Origin of the sequence: Kineococcus sp. G2 (assembly GCF_037154035.1) — a bacterium.
Lineage (GTDB): Bacteria > Actinomycetota > Actinomycetes > Actinomycetales > Kineococcaceae > Kineococcus.
The window spans coordinates 1-22,294 of record NZ_JBBBEM010000073.1 but is presented as its reverse complement, the minus strand read 5'-3'; the positions used below and the strand labels follow the sequence as shown (position 1 = coordinate 22,294).

At 76.3% G+C, this 22,294-nt stretch carries 20 protein-coding genes; 8 read left to right on the top strand and 12 right to left on the bottom strand.

The features are described 5' to 3' along the window. The first annotated feature begins 349 nt into the window (after positions 1-349). The gene (locus V9U69_RS11685) at positions 350-514 is read left to right on the top strand and encodes a hypothetical protein (RefSeq protein WP_337061988.1); all 165 of its coding nucleotides are present in this window, start codon (positions 350-352) and stop codon (positions 512-514) included. A gap of 22 nt (positions 515-536) precedes the next feature. After that, positions 537-2,600, top strand: a complete 2,064-nt coding sequence (locus tag V9U69_RS11680) for a S9 family peptidase (RefSeq protein WP_337061987.1) — start codon at positions 537-539, stop codon at positions 2,598-2,600. 61 nt (positions 2,601-2,661) lie between these two features. On the opposite strand, the gene V9U69_RS11675 is transcribed toward V9U69_RS11680, so the two are convergent. The 5 genes from V9U69_RS11675 to V9U69_RS11655 form a co-directional block, all read right to left on the bottom strand. After that, entirely contained in the window at positions 2,662-3,558 is an 897-nt protein-coding gene (locus V9U69_RS11675; RefSeq protein WP_337061986.1) for an SDR family oxidoreductase, read from the bottom strand. Between the two features lie 120 nt (positions 3,559-3,678). Then, a complete protein-coding gene (locus tag V9U69_RS11670) occupies positions 3,679-4,392 on the bottom strand; it encodes a response regulator (protein WP_442907741.1) in 714 nt (237 codons plus the stop codon). Further along, a complete protein-coding gene (locus V9U69_RS11665; protein WP_337061985.1) occupies positions 4,389-5,807 on the bottom strand; it encodes a sensor histidine kinase in 1,419 nt (472 codons plus the stop codon). Before V9U69_RS11665 ends, V9U69_RS11670 begins: the two co-directional genes overlap by 4 nt. Positions 5,808-5,987: 180 nt before the next feature. Beyond that, positions 5,988-6,707: a PspA/IM30 family protein gene (locus tag V9U69_RS11660; protein WP_337061984.1), complete on the bottom strand. Its 720-nt coding sequence runs from the start codon at positions 6,705-6,707 to the stop codon at positions 5,988-5,990. A gap of 106 nt (positions 6,708-6,813) precedes the next feature. Next, positions 6,814-8,850 carry a TPM domain-containing protein gene (locus V9U69_RS11655; protein WP_337061983.1) on the bottom strand — a complete coding sequence of 679 codons (2,037 nt, stop codon included), beginning with the start codon at positions 8,848-8,850 and terminating at the stop codon, positions 6,814-6,816. Positions 8,851-8,985: 135 nt separating this feature from the next. Between V9U69_RS11655 and V9U69_RS11650 the strand changes: the two genes are divergently transcribed. Next, complete coding sequence (locus tag V9U69_RS11650; RefSeq protein ID WP_337061982.1) at positions 8,986-10,536, top strand: methyl-accepting chemotaxis protein; 1,551 nt, start codon at positions 8,986-8,988, stop codon at positions 10,534-10,536. A gap of 120 nt (positions 10,537-10,656) precedes the next feature. After that, positions 10,657-11,034, top strand: a complete 378-nt coding sequence (locus V9U69_RS11645) for a helix-turn-helix domain-containing protein (protein WP_337061981.1) — start codon at positions 10,657-10,659, stop codon at positions 11,032-11,034. A 124-nt stretch (positions 11,035-11,158) separates the two neighbouring features. Here V9U69_RS11645 and V9U69_RS11640 read toward each other — a convergent pair whose 3' ends face one another. Beyond that, a complete protein-coding gene (locus V9U69_RS11640) occupies positions 11,159-11,764 on the bottom strand; it encodes a ClpP family protease (protein WP_337061980.1) in 606 nt (201 codons plus the stop codon). Continuing rightward, positions 11,761-12,363, bottom strand: coding sequence for a ClpP family protease (locus V9U69_RS11635; protein WP_337061979.1), 603 nt, complete (start codon positions 12,361-12,363; stop codon positions 11,761-11,763). Before V9U69_RS11635 ends, V9U69_RS11640 begins: the two co-directional genes overlap by 4 nt. A gap of 150 nt (positions 12,364-12,513) precedes the next feature. On the opposite strand from V9U69_RS11635, the gene V9U69_RS11630 reads away from it, so the two are divergent. After that, positions 12,514-14,514: a thioredoxin-like domain-containing protein gene (locus V9U69_RS11630; RefSeq protein WP_337061978.1), complete on the top strand. Its 2,001-nt coding sequence runs from the start codon at positions 12,514-12,516 to the stop codon at positions 14,512-14,514. Here V9U69_RS11630 and V9U69_RS11625 read toward each other — a convergent pair. Further along, positions 14,486-14,731, bottom strand: a complete 246-nt coding sequence (locus V9U69_RS11625) for a DUF2630 family protein (protein WP_337061977.1) — start codon at positions 14,729-14,731, stop codon at positions 14,486-14,488. The genes V9U69_RS11630 and V9U69_RS11625 overlap by 29 nt on opposite strands. A gap of 127 nt (positions 14,732-14,858) precedes the next feature. Between V9U69_RS11625 and V9U69_RS11620 the strand changes: the two genes are divergently transcribed. After that, on the top strand, positions 14,859-15,911 hold the full coding sequence (locus V9U69_RS11620) for an SDR family oxidoreductase (RefSeq protein ID WP_337061976.1): 1,053 nt from the start codon (positions 14,859-14,861) through the stop codon (positions 15,909-15,911). On the opposite strand, the gene V9U69_RS11615 is transcribed toward V9U69_RS11620, so the two are convergent. Further along, positions 15,877-17,187 carry an acyltransferase family protein gene (locus V9U69_RS11615; protein WP_337061975.1) on the bottom strand — a complete coding sequence of 437 codons (1,311 nt, stop codon included), beginning with the start codon at positions 17,185-17,187 and terminating at the stop codon, positions 15,877-15,879. The two genes, V9U69_RS11620 and V9U69_RS11615, sit on opposite strands and share 35 nt — an antisense overlap. Next, complete coding sequence (locus V9U69_RS11610; RefSeq protein WP_337061974.1) at positions 17,184-19,532, bottom strand: glycosyltransferase; 2,349 nt, start codon at positions 19,530-19,532, stop codon at positions 17,184-17,186. The genes V9U69_RS11615 and V9U69_RS11610 overlap by 4 nt, the downstream gene beginning before the upstream one ends. A gap of 361 nt (positions 19,533-19,893) precedes the next feature. Between V9U69_RS11610 and V9U69_RS11605 the strand changes: the two genes are divergently transcribed. Continuing rightward, positions 19,894-20,544, top strand: a complete 651-nt coding sequence (locus tag V9U69_RS11605) for a hypothetical protein (protein WP_337061973.1) — start codon at positions 19,894-19,896, stop codon at positions 20,542-20,544. Here the strand turns inward: V9U69_RS11605 and V9U69_RS11600 are convergent. After that, positions 20,457-21,179 (bottom strand): thymidine kinase, encoded by a 723-nt coding sequence (locus V9U69_RS11600; RefSeq protein ID WP_337061972.1) that lies wholly within the window; start codon positions 21,177-21,179, stop codon positions 20,457-20,459. The genes V9U69_RS11605 and V9U69_RS11600 overlap by 88 nt on opposite strands. Before the next feature lie 93 nt (positions 21,180-21,272). Between V9U69_RS11600 and V9U69_RS11595 the strand changes: the two genes are divergently transcribed. Continuing rightward, positions 21,273-21,533 carry a hypothetical protein gene (locus V9U69_RS11595; protein WP_337061971.1) on the top strand — a complete coding sequence of 87 codons (261 nt, stop codon included), beginning with the start codon at positions 21,273-21,275 and terminating at the stop codon, positions 21,531-21,533. 24 nt (positions 21,534-21,557) lie between these two features. On the opposite strand, the gene V9U69_RS11590 is transcribed toward V9U69_RS11595, so the two are convergent. Continuing rightward, a complete protein-coding gene (locus V9U69_RS11590; RefSeq protein ID WP_337061970.1) occupies positions 21,558-22,199 on the bottom strand; it encodes a potassium channel family protein in 642 nt (213 codons plus the stop codon). Between the last annotated feature and the right edge of the window lie 95 nt (positions 22,200-22,294).

Genomic DNA, 22,294 nt, shown 5'->3' with positions numbered 1-22,294 from the left:
GGCAGCAGCGCGATGCCGGCGGCGGTGGCGGCGGTGGCGACGAGGCCGAGGGCGAGGCGGTACGGGGTCATGCCGTTCTCCTTGCGCCGTCCGGGTGACGTGCCCCTGGTGTCGGCACCCCCGCTCCGTCCCTTGAACCCCACCTCCACCTCCACCCCGGCCCCCTCCCCACCCCGCTTCGCCCTGCCCCCGCGGTGATCAAGGAAGTTGCAACTTCCTTGATCACCGCGGGGGCAGGGCGAAGCGGGGTGGGGAGGGGGCCGGGGTGGAGGTGGAGGTGGGGTTCAAGGGACGGAGCGGGGGTGCCGACACCAGGGGCACGTCACCCGGACGGCGCAAGGAGAACGGCATGACCCCGTACCGCCTCGCCCTCGGCCTCGTCGCCACCGCCGCCACCGCCGCCGGCATCGCGCTGCTGCCCGCCGCGACCACCCCCGCCGACGCCGTCCCGGTCAGCTCCGTCCAGGAGCGACCCGGGCAGCCCGGCGCAGCCCCCCGCCCGGCCGGGCCGTAGCCCCCGGGATGTAGAACGGGGCATGGCCCCCAGCCCCACCGCCACACCGTTCGCCGACCTCGACGCCTTCACCGCCCTGCCGCGCACGGCCGGTCTGGCGCTGTCCGCGGACGGCACCCGCCTGGTGACGACGGTGGCCACCCTCACGGCGGACGCCACCCGCCGGCGCACGGCCCTGTGGGAGGTCGACCCCACCGGCCGTCGCCCCGCCCGCCGGCTCACCCGCTCCTCCGCGGCGGAGTCCTCGCCCGTGTTCGCCCCCGACGGCACCCTGCTGTTCACCTCCGCGCGCCCGGACCCGGACGCGAGCCCCGCCGAGGACGCGCCCGCCGCCCTGTGGGCGCTGCCTCCGGTGGGGGAGGCCCGCGTCGTCGGCACCCGGCCCGGCGGCGTGTCCGCGCCGCTGGTCGCCCGCACCGGGGACCGCGTCGTCGTCACCTCCGCGACCATGCCCGGTGCCGACGACGCCGAGGACGGCCCCACCTCCGACGCCGCTCGCCGGAAGGCGCGGAAGGAGAAGGGGGTCAGCGCCGTCCTGCACGCGCGCGTGCCGGTGCGGTACTGGGACGCCGACCTCGGCCCGGACGAGCCGCGCTTCCTCACCGCCGAGCTGCCCGGCGCCGAGACCGCCGCCGGCACCCGCGGGACCGTGCGCTGGCGGGACCTGACGCCCGCACCGGGCCTGCGGTACCACGAGGCCGACGCCGCCCTGACCCCCGACGGCGCGGAGCTCGTCACCACCGAGGTGGTCGCGCTGCCCCGCGGCGACCGGTACGTCCGGCTCGTCGCGATCTCCACCGCCGACGGGTCCGTGCGCGTCCTCGCCGACGATCCGCAGCGCGAGTTCGGCGCCGTCGTCGTCTCCCCGGACGGGTGGCACGTCGCCGCGCTCGCCGAGTCCCGCTCCACTCCGCAGCGGCCGCCGTCGGTGCGGCTCGTCGTCGTCGCCCTCGACGGCTCCGGGGTGCGGGAGGTGGCGCCCGAGCGGGAGTTCTGGGGCGCGCGGCCGCAGTGGGGGCCCGGTTCGGACGAGCTGTTCCTCGCCGCCGACGACCACGGCCGCGCCCCCGTGGTGCGCGTCGACGTCGCGAGCGGTGAGGTGGTGCAGCTGACGGGCGACCACGGCGCCTACGGCGACCTGCAGGTCTCCCCGGACGGCGCGCACGTGTACGCGGTGCGCTCCGCCGTGGACGCCCCGCCGGCCGTGGTGCGCCTGGACGCGCGCACCGCCGGCCAGGAACCGCAGCACCTGCCCGGCCCCGCGCCGGAGGTGCAGCTGCCCGGCACCCTCACCGAGGTCACCACCACCGCCGCCGACGGCGCGCCGCTGCGCGCCTGGCTGGCGCTGCCGGCCGGCGCCCGCGCGGAGGACCCCGCCCCGCTGCTGCTGTGGGTGCACGGCGGGCCGCTGAGCTCCTGGAACTCCTGGTCGTGGCGGTGGAACCCGTGGCCGGCGGTCGCGCGCGGCTACGCCGTCCTGCTGCCCGACCCGGGCCTGTCCACCGGGTACGGGGCGGACTTCCTCGCCCGGGGGTGGGGGGCGTGGGGCGCCGAGCCGTACACGGACCTCATGACGGTCACCGACGCAGCCCTGGAGCGCGACGACCTCGACGCCACCCGCACCGCCGCCATGGGCGGCTCCTTCGGCGGGTACGTGGCGAACTGGATCGCCGGGCACACCGACCGCTTCCGGGCGATCGTCACCCACGCGTCCCTGTGGTCGCTGCGCGGGTTCGGGGGCACCACCGACGCCCCCTGGTACTGGTCGCGGGAGATGACGCCCGAGATGGTCGCCGCGAACGACCCCTCCGCGCACGCGGCGGCCATCACCACCCCCGTGCTGGTGATCCACGGCGACGAGGACTTCCGCGTGCCGATCGGGGAGGGCCTGGCGCTCTGGTGGGCCCTGAACGAGAACTGGGACGGCGACCCCCAGGATCTGCCGCACCGGTTCCTGTACTTCCCCGACGAGAACCACTGGGTGCTCGCCCCGCAGCACGCGATCCTCTGGTACGAGACGGTGTTCGCGTTCCTCGCCACCCACGTGCACGGGGTGGACCCCCTGGTGCCGGACCTGCTGCGCTGAGCGGGACGGCGCCGGGCCCGCCGGGGAGCACCCCCGGCGGGCCCGGCACGCCCTGCGGCGGTCAGGAGATCGGCTTGCCGCCGGTGACGCCGATCACCTCGGCGGTGATGTAGCTGGACTCCTGCGAGGCGAAGAACACGTACGCCGGGGCCAGCTCGGCGGGCTGCCCGGCGCGGCCCATCGGCACGTCCTCGCCGAAGGAGCCGACCTTGTCCTCCGGCATCGTCGCCGGGATCAGCGGCGTCCAGATCGGTCCGGGCGCCACGCAGTTCACCCGGATCCCGCGCTCGGCCAGCATCTGCCCCAGGCCCTTGGTGAAGTTCACGATGCCGGCCTTGGTGGTGGCGTAGTCCAGCAGCGGCGGGGAGGGCTGGTACGCCTGGATCGAGGCGGTGTTGATGATGCTGGACCCCTCACCCATGTGCGGCAGGGCCTTCTTCGTCAGCCAGAACATCCCGTACAGGTTCGTCTTGAACGTGCGGTCCAGCTGCTCGGTGGTGATGTCCTCGATGCCGCCGGGCTGGGCCATCTGGTAGGCGGCGTTGTTGACGAGGACGTCGATGCGGCCGAACTCCTGCACGGCCCGGTCGACGATCCGCTGGCAGTTCTCCTCCTCGCGGATGTCGGCGGCCAGCGCGACGCCCTCGCGGCCCGCGGCCTCGACGTGGCCGACGGTGGTGCGGGCGTCGTCCTCCTCCTCGGGCAGGTGCACGATCAGCACGTCGGCGCCCTCGCGGGCGAAGGCGATGGCCACGGCGCGGCCGATGCCGGAGTCGCCGCCGGTGATGACGGCCTTCTTGCCCTCCAGGCGCCCGCTGCCCCGGTACGACTCCTCGCCGTGGTCGGGCTCGTCGCGCAGGTCCCCGGTGCGGCCGGGGTGCGCGATCTGCTCGCCCTCCTTGTCGGGCTGGGCGTACTGGGAGCTGGGGTCCTGCGGGGTGGTCTGGTCCTCGGCCACGGTGTCTCCTCGGTGGGCGTCGTCGGGGGCGGCCGCCCTTCTCGCAGCCGTCCCCCGTGCACGCTCGGGAACTACCCGCCGTGGCGCGTCCCATGCGCGCCGTGCCGACCCGCGGTCGCGTCAGCCGTCCAGCAGCCCCGCGTCGTGCGCCACGATCGCCACCTGCACGCGGTTGTGCGCCTCCAGCTTCGTCAGCAGCCGCGACACGTGCGTCTTCACCGTCGCCTCGCTCATGAACAGCTCGCGGCCGATCTCGGCGTTCGACAGCCCGCGGCCCACCGCGCCCAGCACCTCCCGCTCGCGCTCGGTCAGCAGCTGCAGGCGCTCGGCGGCCTCCCGCCGCCGCGGGTTCACCGCGTCCGCGGCGAAGTGCCCCACCAGCCGGCGCGTCACCGTCGGCGAGAGCATCGCCTCGCCCGCGGCGACCACCCGCACCGCCGCGACCAGCTCCCGCGGCGGGGTGTCCTTCAGCAGGAAACCCGTCGCGCCGGCCTGCAGCGCCTGGAACACGTACTCGTCCAGGTCGAACGTCGTCAGCATCACCACGCGCGGCGCCTGCGGGCGCTCCGTGATGGCCTTCGCCGCGGTCAGCCCGTCCATCACCGGCATGCGCACGTCCATGAGCACGATGTCCGGGCGGTGCGCGGCGACGCCCTCCACGGCCTGCGCGCCGTTCTCCGCCTCCCCGACGACCTCGACGTCCTCGGCGCTGGACAGGATCATCCGCAGCCCGGCGCGCACCAGCGCGTCGTCGTCCACCAGCAGCACCCGGGTGGGGCGGGCCGGTGCGCCGCTCGTCGCGGTCCCCGCCGCGGGGTTCGGGTCGGTGGTCACGGTGCTGCACTCCGTTCGTCGTCGGGCGCACCGGCGGGCGCGGGACGGTCCGGGCGCGTGCCGCCGCGGCCGACCGCCACCGGTGCGGGGGTGAGTCTGGCATCCGGCGGCGTCCACGCGGCGGAGGTCCGCTGAGCCGAGCGGCCCTCCGGCAGCGGCCACGGCAGCTGCGCCCGCACCGCGAACCCGCCGCCGGGTTCCGGCCCGCTGCGGATCGTGCCCTCCGCGAACCCCACCCGCTCCGACAGGCCCACCAGCCCCGACCCCGCCCCCGGCAGGCCGGACGGCTGCCCGTCGGGGCGGGCGTTGACCACGGTGACGATCAGCTCGCGGCCCACCTCCCCGGAGATCGTCACCACCGTGGGCGCCGACGGGGCGTGCTTGTGCACGTTCGTCAGCGCCTCCTGCACCACCCGGTACACGGTGCGGCCCAGCTCGGCGGGCACGTCCGCGTGCACCGGCACGTCCGTGCGGAACTGCGCCGCGACCCCCGCCTCCCGGCTGGACTCCACCAGCCGGCGCACGTCCACCAGCGTCGGCTGCGGTGCCAGTTCCGCGGCGGTGGCCGCGCTGCCCCCCGCGCCACCGGCGCCGGAACCGGGCGTGCGCAGCACGCCGAGGACCCGGCGCAGGTCCTCCAGCGCCGTGCGCGCCGTCTCCCGGATCGTCGCCGCCGTCGTCTCCACCTGCGCGGGGCCCACGTCGGGGCGCACCTCCAGTCCCCCGGCGTGCAGCGCCACCAGCGAGATGCGGTGCGCCAGCACGTCGTGCATCTCCCGCGCGATGCGGGTGCGCTCGGCCAGCCGGGCCTGCTCGGCGCGCAGCGACTGCTCCTGCTCGGCGCGCTCGGCGCGCTCCCACAGCGTGCACACCAGGTCGCGGCGCGCCCCCACGTAGGCGCCGACGAACACCACGAGCGCCGTGCCGAGCGCGGCGGTGGACACCGACACGCCCCACCCGTCCAGCGTGGTGCGCACCGCGGCCGTCGCCGACGCCACGAACCCCAGCACCGCCAGCAGCACCAGCAGGCGGTCGCGGCGGCGCACCGCCAGCGTGAGCAGCGCGAAGAACATCGCCCCGTCGAACGCCACGACCAGCGCCACCGCGATCGAGGCGACGGTGACCGCCACCGGGTAGCGGCGCCGCCACCACAGCGACGCGCAGGAGGCCAGTGCCACCAGCAGCAGCAGCACGTCGACGGCACCGACGTGCGAGAGGTCCAGCGGGGCGGCGGTGAACCCGCCGGCGGCGCTGGCGGGTCCCTCGACCCGCGCGGAGAACCAGACGACCGCCACCGGCAGCGACAGCGCGATGGCCAGCAGGTCGCGCAGGCGCGGGGCGAAGGGCCAGCGGGCGACGCGGGGGTCGCGCACCGGCGGGGAGACCGGCGGGGCCGGCGGCGGGACGGCGCTCACTCCCACAGCGTAGGTACCCCCCCGCCCGGGGGCCGTCCCCCGATCGTTGCGCCCGGCACCCGACGTCCGTCGCACCCGCGGCGCGCCCCGCCGGCCGCCCCTGCTCCCCACCCGGCCCCCCACCACGCGGTGATCAAGGAAGTGGCAACTTCCTTGATCACCGCGGGGTGGGAGCAGGGGTCAGGCGCCGCCGGCCTTGAGGGCGGCCAGGCGGGCCTCGACGTCCAGGTCGGCCGACAGGTCCTCCAGCTCGGCGAAGCGCGCGTCCAGGGAGCCGGCCTGCAGCTCCGCCTGCCCGGCCACCCGCGCCTCCTCCCGGCGCACCCGCTCCTCGAAGCGCGACAGCTCCGAGGTGGGGTCCAGCACGTCGATCGAGCCGATCGCCGCCTGCACCTGCGACTGGGCCTGCGCGGCCTTCGCGCGCGCCACCAGCTGGTCGCGCTTGCCGCGCAGCTCCACCAGCTTCTCCTTCATCGACGCCAGCCCGCTCTTGAGCTTGTCGACGACCTCCGTCTGCGCCGCGATCTGCGGCGCCGCCGCGCTGACCTCCTGCTCGAAGGAGATCTGCCGCTTCAGCGCCAGCTTCGCCAGCTCGTCGAAGCGGTCCGCCTCCGCCGCCCTCCCCGCGGCGCGCAGCTCGTCGGCCTTGCGCGAGGCCGCCAGGGCCTTCGCGCCCCACTCCCGCACCGCGGCCACGTCGTCGTCGCGGTCGGCCTCGGCCAGGCGCAGGTTCCCGATCGTCTGCGCGATCGCCGCCTCGGCGTCGGCGATGTTCGCCGTGTAGTCGCGGATCACCTGGTCCAGGACCTTCTCGGGGTCCTCCGCCTGGTCGATGAGCGCGTTGACGTTCGCCCGCGCCAGCTGCGCGATGCGCCCCAGGATCGACTGCTTCTGCGCCACGTCCCCTCCTCCTGCGCCGGCCCCGCCGGCGCCTCGTGCTGCTGGTGCTGCCCGTGCCGGGCCGACCCTCCCAGCCCCGGCGGCGGTGGGCAGCTCGGGCGGTCCGTCAGAACCGCCCGCCCGCCCCGCGCCGGCCTCCGCCGGAGGACCGCCGGCCGCCGGAACCCCCGCCGAACCCGCCGCCGAACCCGCCGCCGAACCCCCGCGAGCGAGCGCGCCGCCCGCCCGGCCCCGGCCCGCCCCACGACCCGCCGAACCCGCCGAACCCGCCGCCGAACCCGCCTCCCCACGAGGAGCCGTACCCGCCGCGGCGGCGGCCGCCGCCCACCAGCACGCTGCCCAGCAGGTCCTCCAGGCCCGGGCCGGCCACCGTTCCCGCCGCACCCCACGAGGTGGCGTCCGCACGCGCCAGCCGCCCGGCGTCCTCCGCCAGCGCGTCGGCGGTGCGGGCGTGCCCCAGCGCCGTCACCGGGTCCTCCCGCGCCAGCGCCGCCGCCCGCTCCAGGTGCCGGCGGGCCTCGGCCAGCCGGGTGCGGGCCGTGCCGCCCACCGCGCCGCGCCGCGTGGCCACGAAGTCCTCCGCCGCGTCCACCTCCGCGCGCGCCGCCAGCAGCGCCTGCTCCAGCGCCGCCCGCTCCTCGCGGCGCTCCCGGGCACCCGCCTCGGCGGCGTCGCGCGCCGCGTCCAGCGCTCGCTCGGCCTCCACGACGCGGTGCAGCGCCCCCAGCGGGTCCTCGCGCCCCTGCTGCTGCGCGCCGTCCGCCACGGCCCGGGCCGCGGCCGCCGCGGACGCCACCTGCGCAGCGCCCGGCGCGCCGGACGGCACGTCCACGGGGACGCCGGCCGCCGCCCGCAGCCGTGCCAGCGCCACCGGCAGCTCCTGCGCCGCGCGGCGCAGGTCGGTGCCGGCCCGCTGCACCGAACCCAGCAGCTGCTCAGCCTGCGCGAGCGCCCCCTCCGCGGCGCGCACGGCCTCCACCACGTCGCCGGAGCGCGCCGGGTCGGCCAGCGCCTCCCGCGCCACCGCCACCGAGCGCCGCGCCAGCTCCACGCGCTCGGCGGCCTGCGCGGGGGCGTCGGCCACCGCCGCGGCGGCGGTCTCCCCGAACTCCGCCCGCAGCGCCGCCACCCGCTCGCGCGCGGGGCCGAGACCGGCGTCCAGGGCGGGGAGCCGCTCCTCCACGCCCGCCAGGACCTGCGGGGCGCGGCGCAGCAGGTCGCGCAGCGCGTCCACGTCACCCGCGGCGGCGTCCAGCGTCTCGTCCACGCGGCGGCAGTCGGCGACGACGCCGGTGAGCACCTCGCGCCGGCGCGCCTCCGTCTCCGGCTCCGCGTCCTCCAGCGACTGCCGCGCGGCGAACGCCGCGGTCAGCGCGGAGCGGGCGTCGTCCAGCACCCGGCGGAAGGCGGCGGTGGCCTCCTCGCCGAACTCGGCGGTCGCGAACGCCAGCTCCTCGGCGCTGGAGCGGACCGCGTCGTCGGCGCGCACCAGCAGCGCGTCGGCCGTGCGGGCCAGGTCGGCGGTGCTCGTGCCGGCGAACTCGCCGTCCGCAGCACCGGGCCCGTCCCCGTGCGCGCCGCGCCGGCGCGAGCGGGCCAGGAGCAGCGCGCCGCCCCCGGCGACCACGACGGCGCCGGCGGCCGCCACCCCCCACGGGAACCCGCCGCCCAGCGCGTCGTCGATGGACTCCGCGCCGGCGACGACCGCGCCGTCCCAGTCGCCCTCCGCCAGGCGCGCCTCGGTGTCGCGGGCGACCCGCGCCACGTCCGCGTCGCTCAGCGGGGAGGCGTCGTCCACGGAGTACGCGAAGGAGCCCTCCTGCGTCGCCACCGCCAGCAGCACGTCGTCGACGCCCAGACCGCTGGCCACGGCGGTCTCCTCGGCCCACTGCACGGGGTCGGCGCCGTCGAAGGAGTCCACGAGCACCACCCACAGCTGCACGCCCTCCCGCTGCTGCAGCTCGCGCAGCGCCGGCGTCACGTCGGTGCCGGTGAGCGCCCCCACCCGGTCGGTGACCTGGTCGGGCACCCGGAACGGCTCCACCGCCGCGGCCGGCGCCGGGACCGAGCACGTCAGCACCCCCAGCAGCAGGGCGGTCGTCAGCGGGCGGCGGGCGGCGCGGGAACGGGGCGGTCGCGGCACCGGGCCAGTGTGGCGCAGGGGGACGCCGCGGGCCGTTCGAGGAGCGGGCCGTTCAAGGCGCGGGCGGCCCGTGCCGATGGGAGGGGACGCCCTCGCGCCCCGGCGAGCCACGGCGGCCTCCCCAGACCTCCCGGAGTGGACGTGTTCGGACGCACCAAGACCGCAGGCCCCGCCCAGGCCACCCCCGGTGCCGTGCCCCGGGACGTCGAGACGCTGGAGGCGATCCTCGTCGCCTTCGACGACGCCCGGTGCCAGGAGGACGTGCACCGCACCACCGTGCGCATCGTCACCGACGTCCTCGGTCTGGACTACGGCGCCCTGTGGTGCCCGCGGGGCGACGGGCGGTTCGTCGTCACCGCCGAGTTCGGTGCAGCGACCGGCCGCATGGCCCGCTCGCGCGGCACCGCCATCGGCCCCGGCGACGGCTGGGGCGGGCGGGTCCTGCAGGAGCGCGAGCTGGTGCACCTGACCGGGCAGTCGTCCACCACCACGTGCGCTCGCTGGCGCGACGCGCGCGAGGCCGGGGCGGTGGAGGGTGCGCTGTTCCCCGTCGTCGAGGACGGCCGCGTCGTGTGCCTCGCCGAGTACTACCACCACGAGCCGCTGCCGTTCTTCGGCGCCCGCGCCGAGAAGTGGCGCACCATCGACCGCGTGCTGGCGAACGCGCGCCGCACGGTGCGCGAGCGCGCCGAGCTGGCCGAGACCCTCGCCGACCGGGAGGCCGTCACCACCGTCGTCACCGCCCTGAACGACGGCCGCGACCGGGACCAGGCGGTCCGCATCGCCCTGGACACCGTCCGCAGGGTGTTCGGCTGGGCGTACGGGTCGTACTGGGCCCTGGACGAGTCCGACCGCACCCTGAAGTTCTCCGTCGAGTCCGGCTCGGCCGGCGACGAGTTCCGCCGGGTGACGCTGGCCGCCTCGTTCGCCGAGGGCGTGGGGCTCTCCGGCCGCGCCTGGCGCTCGCGCGACCTGGTGTTCGTGCGCGACCTGGCGGAGGTCACCGACTGCGTGCGCGCACCCGCCGCGCAGCGCGCCGGCGTGAAGTCCGGCGTGTGCTTCCCCATCGTCGTCGGCGGTCAGGTCGTCGGCACCATGGACTTCTTCGTCAGCGAGTTCGTCGACCTGTCCCAGACGCGCGCGGCGGCGCTGCGCAACGTCGCCCAGCTGGTGTCGCAGCGCCTGGACGTGCTGCACCGCGCCGAGGTGGACGCGCAGAACTCCCGCGAACTGCTCGACACCGTCTCCCGCCTGCGCGACGCGGTCCTCGACGCCGGCCGCGTCGGCGACTCCGCCGCCGGGCAGGCCTCCGCCCTGACCGGGGAGGTGCAGGCGCTGGCGCAGTCGTCGCAGGCCGTCGGGGAGGTCATCAAGATCATCTCGGGGATCGCGGACCAGACGAACCTGCTGGCGCTGAACGCGACCATCGAGGCCGCGCGCGCCGGTGAGCTGGGCCGCGGCTTCGCGGTCGTCGCCAGCGAGGTCAAGGACCTGGCCCGCGAGACCGCCGACGCCACCCACCGCGTCGCGCAGCAGATCGCCGGCATCCAGGCCTCCAGCGAGCAGGTCAGCGCCGGCATCGAGGGCACGGCGGCGATCATCCGGGAGCTGGACGCGGTGCAGGCGCGCATCGGCGCCGTCCTCGACGAGCAGGTGCGGATGGCCACCGCCTTCGAGGACCGCTGAGACCTCCCGGCGGCCGGGCACCCGCGGCACCGGCGGGGGCCGTCCGCTGACAGCGGACGGACCTGCCGCGTCCCGCGGGCCGGCGCTACCGTCGGTGGGACCCCGACGCTGGAGGTCGCCGTGAGCAGTCCCGCACCGCCGCCGGTCCTGCTGCCGGTGCGTGCCCGCCGCACCCGTCGCGGCCCGCTGCTGCGCGAACTGGTGGGTTCGGTGCTGCGCGAGGAGCGAGCCGCGCAGGGCCGCACCCTGGCCGGCGTGGCCGCCGCCTCCGGCGTCTCGCTGCCGCACCTGTCGCAGGTGGAGCGCGGCGGGAAGGAACCGTCCTCGGAGGTCGTCGCGGCGATCTGCGCAGCCCTCGGCCTGCCGCTGGCGGAACTGCTGCGCCGTGCCGCCGGCGAGCCGCTGGACGTGACGTCGTCGGTGGGCACGTCGCCGGTGCGCACCGGTGCGCGTCCCGCCGCCCCCGCCGGGACGGTCTCCCTGTCCCTCGCTGCCTGAGTTCCCCGACGGCCCCGCCCCCGACCCGCCCCCACCCCCGGTGATCAAGGAAGTTGCCACTTCCTTGATCACCGGGGGTGGGGAGGAGCAGGGACGTTCGGGAGTCCCCGGGAGTGCAGGACGATCAGGGGTGGGCGGGACGCAGGTCGGCGGGGGCGATCACCCGGTCGGCGACGCCGTAGGCGACCGCCTCCGCCGCCGGCAGCACCAGGTCGCGGTCCAGGTCGGCGCGCAACCGCTCCACGGAGTGCCCGGTGTGCCGGGAGAGCACCTGCTCGATCTCCCCGCGCAGCCGCAGCACCTCCCGCGCCTGGATCTGCAGGTCCGCCGCCGTGCCCTGCGCGCCCCCGGACGGCTGGTGCAGCAGCACCCGGGAGTGCTCCAGCACCGAGCGCTTGCCCGGTGCCCCCGCGGCCAGCAGCACCGCCGCGGCCGAGGCCGCCTGCCCGACGCAGAACGTCGCCACGTCCGGCTGCACGAACCGCACCGTGTCGTAGATCGCCATCAGGGCGGTGGCCGAGCCCCCGGGGGAGTTCACGTAGAGGTTCACGTCCGCCACCGGGTCCTCCGAGGCCAGGTGCAGCAGCTGCGCGATGACGACGTTCGCGACCGCGTCGTCGATCTCCCCGCCGAGGAACACGATGCGTTCGGACAGCAGGCGGCTGAACACGTCGGAGGTGCGTTCCCCGCGCGGGGTGGACTCCGTGACGTACGGGACGAGGGTGCTCACAGCCCGACCCTCCGCCCCGCGCCCAGGCGCACGTCGTCCACCCGCTCCACGACGCGGTCCACGATGCCGTACTCGCGCGCCTCCTCGGCCGTGAACCAGCGGTCCCGCTGCGAGTCCCGCTCGACCGTCGCCACGTCCTGGCCGGTGTGCTCGGCGATGAGCCGCTGCATCGTCGCCTTCGTGTGCGCGAGGTTCTCCGCCTGGATCGCGATGTCCGCGGCGGTCCCGCCGATCCCGCCGGAGGGCTGGTGCATCATCACCCGCGCGTGCGGCAGCGCGAACCGCTTGCCGGGCGTTCCCGCGCCCAGCAGGAACTGGCCCATGCTGGCCGCCATGCCCATGACGAGGGTGGCGACGTCGTTGGGGACCAGGCGCATCGTGTCGTAGATGGCGAGCCCGGCGCTGATGGAACCACCGGGGGAGTTGATGTACAGGGCGACGTCGCTCTTCGGGTCGTCGGCGGCCAGCAGCAGCAGTTGCGCGCACACCCGGTTCGCGACGGCGTCGTCGACCTCCTGGCCGAGGACGACGATGCGCTGGAACAGCAGCCGTTGCGACAACTGGTCGTCGAACGGCCCGGTGGTGGTCGGGGTGGACATCGCGTCTCCTCGCGGTCGTGGGTTCCCGGTGTCCACCACCCTCACCCCGACCCGGGGCTCCCCCGCGCGGTTTCTCCCCGCGGGAGATCTCCCGCGGGGAGATCCCCCCCGCCGGTCGCAGCGCCGGGCGGTCGCGGCGACACTGGGGACGTGCCCGGCCCCACCCGCCCGCCGGCCCGGCCCGCCGGCCGGGTCCGCGCCCCCCGCCTCATCGGCCGGCGCTGGCTCGGCACCGCCGGCCCCGGCGCGCCGCCCGACCTGCGCGGCCGCGTCGTGCTGCTGGACTTCTTCACCTCCTCGTGCGTGAACTGCGTCCACGTCCTGCCCGAGGTCGAGGCCCTGCGGGAGCGCTTCGGCGACGCGCTCGCCGCCGTGGGGGTGCACTCGCCGAAGTTCCCGCACGAGGCGGAACCGGCCGCCCTCGACGCGGCCGTCGCCCGGCTGGGCGTCGGCCACCCCGTGCTCGACGACGCCGAGCGCCGCACCTGGTCGGCGTACGCGGTGCGGGCCTGGCCGACCCTCGTCGTCGTCGACCCCGCCGGGTACGTCGCCGCCACGTTCTCCGGGGAGGGGCACGGCGAGCGGATCGCCGCCGTCGTCGCCGACCTCCTGGACGACCTCCCCTGCGCCCCCCACCGCGCGGAAACCATCGTTTCCGCCCCTGCGGGACCACCCGAGGGGGCGGAAACGATGGTTTCCGCCGGGGAGGGGGGTGGCGGGGCGGCCGGCGCGCTGCGGTTCCCGGCCCGTGCCCTCGCGCTGCCCGGCGGCAGCGTCCTCGTCGCCGACACCGGCCACCACCGGCTCGTCGAGCTCGCCGCCGACCTGACCACGCCGCTGCGCGTGCTCACCGGCGGCTTCGACGAGCCGCAGGGCCTGGCGCTGCTGCCGCCGGACGTCGCCGCCCGCGCCGGCTACGACGTCGTCGTCGCCGACCGCGGCGCCCACGCCCTGCGCGGGGTGCGACTGGCCGACGGGCGCGTGCGCACCGTCGCCGGCACCGGCCGGCAGGCCCGGCACCGTTCCGGCGGCGGGCCCGCCCTGGCGCAGGACCTGTCCTCGCCGTGGGACGTGGCCTGGTTCGACGGGCAGGTGCTCGTCGCGATGGCCGGCACCCACCAGCTGTGGGCGTTCGACCCGCTGGGGGAGGTCGTCCGGGTCGTCGCCGGCACCACCGCGGAGGGCCTGCGGGACGGGGCCGCCGAGGCGGCGTGGCTGGCGCAGCCCTCGGGGATCGCCGTGCAGCGCACCGGTACCGGGGAGGTGGCGTGGTTCGTCGACGCGGAGACGTCCGCGCTGCGCTCGCTGCGCCGCACCGGCCCGGTGGACCGGGCCGTGCCCGTCGTCACCGACGGCCGGATGGCGAACGCCGGCCCCGTCGCCCGGCCCGGCCACGTGGTGGCCACCGCCGCGGGGCAGGGGCTGTTCGACTTCGGGTTCCGCGACGGCCCCGGGGCGGGCGGGCCGGAGGGGGAGCGGGCGCTGCTGCAGCACCCGCTGGGCGTGGCGGTCGCCCCGGACGGGTCGGTGCTCGTGGCCGACACCTTCAACGGCGCGCTGCGCCGCCTGGACCCCGCCACCGGCGAGGTCACCACGCTCGCCGACGGCCTGGCCGAACCCGCCGACGTGCTCGTCCTCGCGGGCGGCGACGGCGACGGTGGAGGAGGTGCGTCCCTCGTGGTCGTGGAGTCCGCCGCGCACCGCCTGACGCGCCTGCCGCTGCCGGTGGCCCTGCGCGCCGGCGGCAGCGAGCGGCGCGGACCGGTCGCCCTGCCACCGGGACCGGTGCGCCTGACCGTGCGGGTGCACCCCCCGGCCGGTCAGGAGGTCGACGGGCGTTCCGGCGCAGCAGCGGTGCTGGACGTGCGCGCCGAGCCGCCCGCGCTGCTGCGCGCCGGGTCCGGTGCCGCGCCGGGCGTCCAGCGCGAGCTGGAGGTCGCCGCGGACGTCCCGGGCGGGGTGCTGCGCGTGGAGGTGCAGGCCGCCACCTGCGACGCCGGCGGCGCACCGGGCGCGACGTGCCACCTGCACCGGCGCGTCCTCCAGGTGCCCGTGCGGGTGGAGGCGACCGCCGCGGCGGACCTGCGCCTGGACCTGCAGCTGGGCCTCGCCCCGGGTGGCCCTACTGCTGGTAGTCCTCCACCTCGCTGACGGGGCGCTCGTCGGCGCCGGCCGGGTCCAGCCCGGCCTCGCGGCGCGCCTCCCGCTGGCGCAGCAGGTCCCACAGCTGGTCCAGCTCCTGCTCGGCGTCCTTCAGCTCGGCGTGCTCCTCCTGCGCCGACAGCTTCCCCTCGGCCAGCGCCGCGCGCAGCGCGTGCTCGCGCTCGACGAGGGTGTTGATCCGCTCGCGGATGTCGTGCTCGTCCATGCGGGCATCCTCGCCGCGCACGGCCCCGCCCGCACCCCGCGGCCTCGGCGGGCGGGCGCGGCGCGGCTGCGCCAAGGTGGTCGGCGACCGGCGCGCACCCGCGCCGCCGTGGACGGGAGGGGGACCGGTGAGCTCCGCCAGCACCGAGGGGACCGACGAGGAGCTGCGTTCGCTGCGGGCCGCGCCGTCGGCGCGCGGGGTGGCCGTCGTCACCGGCGGCTCGGCCGGGCTGGGGCGCGCGGTCGTGCGCGAGCTCGCCGAGCGCAGCTGGGACGTCGCCGTGCTGGCGCGCGGCCGCGACGGCCTGGCCGGCGCCGTCGCCGACGTCGCCGCCCGCGGCCGCCGCGCCCTGGGCGTGCCGTGCGACGTGGGCGACCACGAGGCCGTGGAGGCCGCCGCGCAGCGCGTCGAGGCGGAGCTGGGCACGGTCGAGGTGTGGGTGAACGACGCGATGGCCAGCGTGTTCGCCCCGTTCTGGGAGGTCGATCCGCGCGACTACGAGCGCGCCACCGCCACCACCTACCTCGGTTTCGTCAACGGCACCCGCGCCGCGCTGGCCCTGATGCGCCCGCGCGACCGAGGCCGGATCGTGCAGGTCGGCTCCGCCCTGGCGCACCGGGGCATCCCGCTGCAGTCCGCGTACTGCGGCGCCAAGCACGCGATCGTCGGGTTCACCGAGAGCGTCATCACGGAGCTGCTGCACGAGGGCAGTTCCGTGACCGTGTCGATCGTCCACATGCCGGGGATGAACACCACCCAGTTCGGGTGGGTCCGCTCCACGCTGCCGAAGCACCCGCAGCCCGTGGCGCCGATCTACCAGCCGGAGCTGTGCGCCCGCGTCGTCGGCGACGTGGTGGACCGCCCGCGCCGCACCACGTGGGTCGGTGCCTCCACGGGCGGCACGATCCTCGGCAACCGGTTCGTCGCCCCGCTGATGGACCGCTACCTGGCTCGCACGGGCGTGGACGGGCAGCAGAGCGAGCAGCCGCGCGAGACGATGGTCGGCGACTACCTGCACTCGCCGGTGCCCGGCGACCACGGCGCGCGCGGGCCGTTCGACGAGCGCTCCCACGCGCGCAGCCCGCAGGTGTGGGCGCTGCTGCACCGCCGCGCCCTGGGCGGCGCCGCCGTGGGCGCCGCGGCGCTCACCGCGGGCCTGCTGGCCCGCGCCCGCCGCTGACGGCCGCCGGCCCGCGCACGTCCACGACCACCGTCCCCGGTGCCGTGCCCGGCCGGCGGGTCAGCCGGCGCGGTGCGGAACCCGGCAGCAGCCGTGGCCGCAGGCCGGCGGCCACGTCCTCGGCCCAGCCGAACGCCAGGACCGCCGCGGTGAGCAGCACGGCGGTGATGAGCAGCAGCTGCACCTCGCCCCACCCCCTCAGTCCGCTGACCGTCGCGGTGAACGGGGTCATCCCCGTGGCGTGGCCGGCCAGCCAGATCGCGAGGTTCCCCCACAGGTAGATCGTCACCGCGCGGGAGTTCACGGCCCCCACGAACGCGTCCAGCCACCGGTGGCGCGCCATCCAGCTGAAGTCGGGGTACGCGCGCAGCAGCAGGAGCACGAACCCCAGGCAGTACAGCCCGTCGGCGACGGGGATGTCGTCGATGTTCCAGCCGCCCGGCCCCGGTGCGGCGTGGTGCAGCGCGTAGCCGATGCCGCCCGCGGCGACCAGCAGGGCGAACGGCGCCACGACCCGCCACGGCACCCGCCGCAGGAGGCCGTCGTGGTGGGCGAAACCCGCCACCCAGCAGGCGCCGAACGTCGCGAAGGACAGCACGGCCTCGCTCACGCGGCCGGTGTTCGACCACAGGCCCGCGGCGTACGCGCCGAGCAGCCCCAGCGGCACGGAGGCGGTGCGCAGGGGCCAGCGCCGGAACGCCCACAGCAGGGCCGGCGAGAGCAGGACCAGCCACAGGTAGGTGCGGATGTACCACAGCGGCAGCACCCAGTCCTCGCCCCACTGCGAACCCGGCGGGTCCGACAGCGGCACCACCCAGAAGAACGCGGTGGACCACGTCAGCGGTGAACCCCGGTACGCGGCGGTGTCGACGCTCCAGCCCTGCAGCAGCATGACGGGGACGACGAGCGCGCCGTACAGCCACAGCGGCGGCAGCAGGCGCCGCAGGCGCCTGCGCAGCACGTGCCGGTGCACCGGTGCGGCGCGGTCCAGGGAGGAGGCCATCAGGGCTCCCCCCAGCGCGAACATCACGCCCATCGAGGGGAACAGCACCGGTAGCCACGCGCCACCGACGACGTGGTACGCGACGACCCGCGCCAGCGCCACGACGCGCAGCGAGTCGATGTAGCGGTCGCGTCCCGGAACCCGCGCCGCGCGCGGTGCGACGACCGCGCCGCCGGTGGTCACCGGGGCGTCCGCGGCCCGGCCGGGGACCGGGTCCGTGGCGGCCGTGGCGTCCGCGGTGTTCGCGGTGCGGGGGGGCGTGTCCAGGCTCACGCCGGAACCTCCACGGTGTGCACGCCCTCGCCGCCTGCGGCCGGCGCCACGGCGATCGCCGCGGTGTGGCGCACGTCGAGGACGCCGGTGCGGGCGAGCTTGTTCCAGCCCAGCCGCGCACCGCGCAGCGCCGTCAGGGCGCAGGTGTAGAGCAGGTAGGCGCGCAGCGGCTCGTAGATCAGCCGGTACACCGGCACGAACAGCAGCAACCGCAGGGGTTCGCCCATCAGGCGCACGCCGACGCCCACGACGACGAGGTTCACGGCGGTGAACGCGGCGAAGTACTGCAGGAGCATCGCGGCACCCCCGATCTGCAGCGCGAACACCGCCAGCACGGTCAGCACCGGCAGGAACAGCAGGGGCAGCAGGACGGACAGCACGTACCAGGGCAGGACGAACCACCCCAGCCAGCGCTTCGAGCTGCTGAACAGCAGGCTGCGGTGCCGCCAGATGGCCTGCATGGTGCCGAAGGTCCAGCGCACCCGCTGCTGCAGCAGGGCGTCGGCGGTGTCGGGGGCCTCGGTGTAGGCGGGGGCCTCGTCGTCCTGCGTGACGCGCCACCCCGCCCGCTGCAGCGACAGGCACAGGTCGCAGTCCTCGGCGAGGGTGCTCTCGGAGAACCCGCCGGCCGCGAGGACCGCCCGGCGCCGCCAGGCGGCGCACGCCCCGGGCACGATGGAGATCGCCCCCAGGAGGTCGGCGGCGGCGCGCTCGACGCCGATCTGCGTGACGTACTCCAGGGCCTGCCAGCGGGTGATGACGTTGCGGTCGGAGTTCCCGACGCGCACGACGCCGGCGACCGCGCCGAGGGTCCCCTCGTGGTCGTGCTGGAAGTGGCGGACCAGGTTCCCGACCGTGTGCGGCTGGACGATCGTGTCGGCGTCGAGGGTGACGACCACCTCCCCCTCGGCGATGCGCAGGCCGTGGTTGAGCGCTCCGGCCTTCCCGGTGTTCGCCTGGCGGACCACCCGCACGCGCGGGTCCTCCCGCGCGACCAGGCGGGCCTGCTCGGCGGTGTCGTCGGTGGAGCCGTCGTCGACGACGAGGAACTCGCGCACCGGGTGGGTGGAGGTCAGCAGGCTGCGCAGCGTCCGCGCGATGACCGCCCCCTCGTCGTAGGCGGCCAGCAGGACCGTCACCTCCACCGGTGCCGGCGGGCAGGTGGCCCACCGCGTCACCTGCGCGCGCCGGCGCCGGCGCCGGACGAGCGCCAGGACGGTGTTGAAGGTCCCCAGCAGGAACACGGAGGCGACGGCGAAGCCGAACAGGACCCGGACGAGGTTCTCGCTCCAGCCGAACGCGATGCGCGCCAGCTGGAACGTCAGCCGGTCCCAGAAGGTCGGTTCCACGGTGTGCACGCGCTCCTGCAGCCAGGGCTGCGCCTGCGGCATGGTGTGGAAGGTGTACCCGTGCGCCTTGGCGTGGGGGATGAGCTCGGCGACGTAGTCGAGCGTCTGCCGGCGGGACCTGCCGCCGGCGTCGTGCAGCAGCAGCGTGATGTTCTCGCCGCTGGACAGGTCCGGCAGCGGGATGGGGCTCCCCTCCTCGGCGTGCATCCAGTCCAGCGTGTCGAAGTCGTGGCTGGTCACCACGTAGCCGTACTTCTGCGCGCGCAGCAGCCCGTCGACGGTCCGCTGGGTCGACTCGACGTCGTCGCCCTCGTAGGGCAGCCGGAAGTACCCCACGCTCTGGTGGGTGGTGGCCCGCAGGATCCGGTCGGTCGTCACGAGCTCCAGGCGGGCGCGCCAGTCCGGTGCGCTGGTGATGTCGACGTGCGTGAGCGAGTGGTTGGCGATGGCGTGGCCCTCGCGCGCTTCGCGGCGGATGATCTCGGGGTTCCGGGCGATGCTCTCGCCGGTGACGAAGAACGTCGCGGGAACCCCGTTGCGGCTCAGCAGGTCGAGCAGTTCCGGGGTGTAGGTCGCGTCGGGTCCGTCGTCGAACGTGAGCGAGATGGTGCGTTCCGCGGTGGCGGAGTACCCGTACTTCTCGATGACGTACTTCGACGAGCCCGCGGCCTCGGCCTCCTGCGGTGCGAGCTCGGTGATCACCTCACCGGTGAACGGGTCCAGGCCCACGGTCCGCCCGCCGTCCGGCTTCACCTCCAGCACGCGGACGAGCGGCCCGCGGCCGACGATCGGTGCGTCCAGACCGGTCTGTTCGGAGGTCACCTCGGCGCGGTGCTCGACGCGCGCGGACTCCTGCGGCAGTTCGTGCAGGTGGGGTGCGGCGACACCGGCGGCGGCGGCGGCCAGCGCGGCGACGACGGCCGCGCCGCGCCGCACGGCGCGCCACCGGCGGCCGGACGGGTTGAGGAAGACGGGTCCCGTGGAACTCTCGTGCACCTGTGCTCGTCCCCCCAGACGATCGGCCGATGCGTGGACGCCGCTCGCCGCGGACACGGTTCGGGCTCAGCGAGAAGCTACGGCCCGCACAGGCGTTCCGAGGCGCTCGCAGCCACCGGTGCACCTGTTGCAGTACAGGTGCTCACGGCGTGTTGCGGGGGCTCGCACAGTTCGTGGCTCGTACTCGTCACGGACGGGGACCGAGTGGTCCCGAGCTGTCGCGGACGTGGCCGGACGGGTGAGGTGGGGCGGTGGTGCGTGAGCGGCCGGGGCCCCGGCGGTGCCGGCGTGCGAAACTGGGGCGATCACGCAGGTCCCCGGCGGCACGGCGCCGGCGGCGGCGCGGGCAGGGAGGACGCGGGTGCTTCGTCCACGCCCCCCGGTGCTGGCGGCGGTCCTGGTGGCCGTCGGTGCGCTGGCGTCCTGCACCGCTGCGCCGGCCTCCCCGGTGCCGCAGGGCCCTGCCGGTGGGGGGACCCGGGCGGGGGAGACGGTGATCGACACCGTCTACACCACCGGGTACACCTGGTACGACAACACCCCGCCCGGCAGTTCCGTCATCTCCCACCCCGTGGTGCACGAGGTGGCCGGCGGCACCGGCTCGTACGACGACCCGGTGACGCTGGCGGTGGGCCACGACCTCAGCAGCGGCCTGGACGTCCTGGACCTGCCGGCGGGGACGCGCGTGTACGTGCCGCACGTGCGGCGCTACTTCGTCGTGGAGGACACCTGCGGCGACGGGCCCGCCCCCCAGGACGGCCCGTGCCACCAGGGGCGCGACGTCGACGGCACCGGTTCCACCCTGTGGCTGGACCTGTGGCTGGGCGGGCAGGGCGGTGCGGCCGCCGACGTGCAGGCGTGCGCGAGGACCGTCACCAGTTCGGGAGGGGCGCTGCACCGCGTGGTGGTGGACCCCCGGCCCGACTACGTCGTGGCGGCCGGCGGCGGCGTGTTCCACGACGGCCGCTGCGACGCGGGCCACGGCGACGAGCTGGTGCTGCGGGGGGACTGAGCGCGCCCGGCGGCGACCGCGGCGGTCTCCCGGCGCACGTGGTGGCGCCGGCACAGCACCTCGTAGGCGATGGTGCCCACCGGGCCGACGTCCAGCGTCCCCTCGGGCTGCTCCACGTCGCCGACGACGACCTGCTCCCCGGCGACCACCATGACCCCGTCGACCGTGCGGGCGTTGTGGGTGGCGCGCGCCCCGCACCAGCACAGCGCCTCCACCTGCGGCACCTGCACCCGGTCGGCCAGCTCGATCAGCCGCGCGCTGCCGGGGAAGAGGCGCGTCCTGAAGTCGCTGGTGATGCCGAACGCGAACACGTCGACGCCCAGGTCGTCGACGAGCCGGGCGAGCTGCTCGACCTGCTCGGGGGAGTAGAACTGCGCCTCGTCGCCCACCACGTAGTCGACGGGTTCGTGCGCGTGGCGGCGGGAGACCTCCTCCCACAGGTCCGTGTCCTCGGCGACCTCCAGGGCGGGCCGGGCCAGGCCGATGCGGCTGGACACCACGGCGGCGCCGGAGCGGTCGAAGCGGGTGAACAGCAGCCCGCGGCGGCCCTGCGCGCGGTGGTTGTGGTCGACCTGCAGCGCGAGCGTCGACTTCCCGCAGTCCATCGTCCCGGAGAAGAACACCAGCTCGGCCACGGGCGACCATCCTGCCGCACCCGCGCCGCCCGTCCGGCCGGCGGGACGGGCGGGGGTGTGGCAGCCGCGGGCACGTCGTGGTGAGGTGGGTCGGTGAGCACCGGACCGGACCCCGCCCAGGACCCCGCCCAGGACGAGCCCGCGCCCGGTGACCAGCGCCGCCGCGGCACCGACCGCCGCAAGCTCATCGACCTCACGCGCGCCGAGCGCGGCGAGCCCGAGCGGCGCAGCCTGCCCGGCGTCGACCGCCGCGGCCCCGACCCCGACGACACGCCGGTGCCGGAGCTGGAGGTGGACCAGGACGTGCCCCCGCGCCCCGAGGAGGACGTCGCCGACGCCGGCGAGGACCGCTGACCCGTCCGCGCCCGCCCCGCGCGCTCACACGAGCGCGCTGAACGCCTCCACGTCCCGGATCTGCCCCGACACGATGATCACGTCGTCGGCCGCGAGCACCGTCTCCGGCGTCGCGTACGTGAAGCCCTCGCCCGGGCGGTGGTGCGCCACCACCGTCACCCGGTAGGTGCTGCGCAGCTTCGCCCCGGCCAGCGTCTGCCCCACCATCGGCGCCGGGGCCAGGGTCTTCGCCATCGCGTACCCGTCCTCGAACTCGATGTAGTCCAGCATCCGGCCGCGCACCAGGTGCGCCACCCGCAGGCCCATCTCGTGCTCGGGGCGGATCACCTTGTGGGCGCCGAGCTGGGTGAGGATCCGCGCGTGCGAGTCGCTGATCGCCTTCGCCCACACGTTGCGGATGCCGAACTGCAGCAGCGTCGACACCGTCAGGATGCTCGCCTCCAGGTTCGTGCCGATGCCCACCACGGCCCGGTCGAACTCGTGCACCGACAGCTGCCGCAGCGCCTCCTCGCGGGTGGAGTCGGCCACCACGGCGTGCGTGAGGTGCCCGGCCAGCTCGTCGACGAGCTTGGGGTCGGAGTCGATGCCGAGGACGTCCACCTGACCGTCCTCCATCAGCTCCAGCGCCAGCGACCGGCCGAACCGGCCCAGGCCGATGACCACCACCGACCGCGGGCGTGCGAGCGCGGACCTCCTAGCCAATGATCGGCCTCCCTTCGGGGAACTCGTACAGGCGGCGGCGCTCGCGCAGGGCGAGCGCC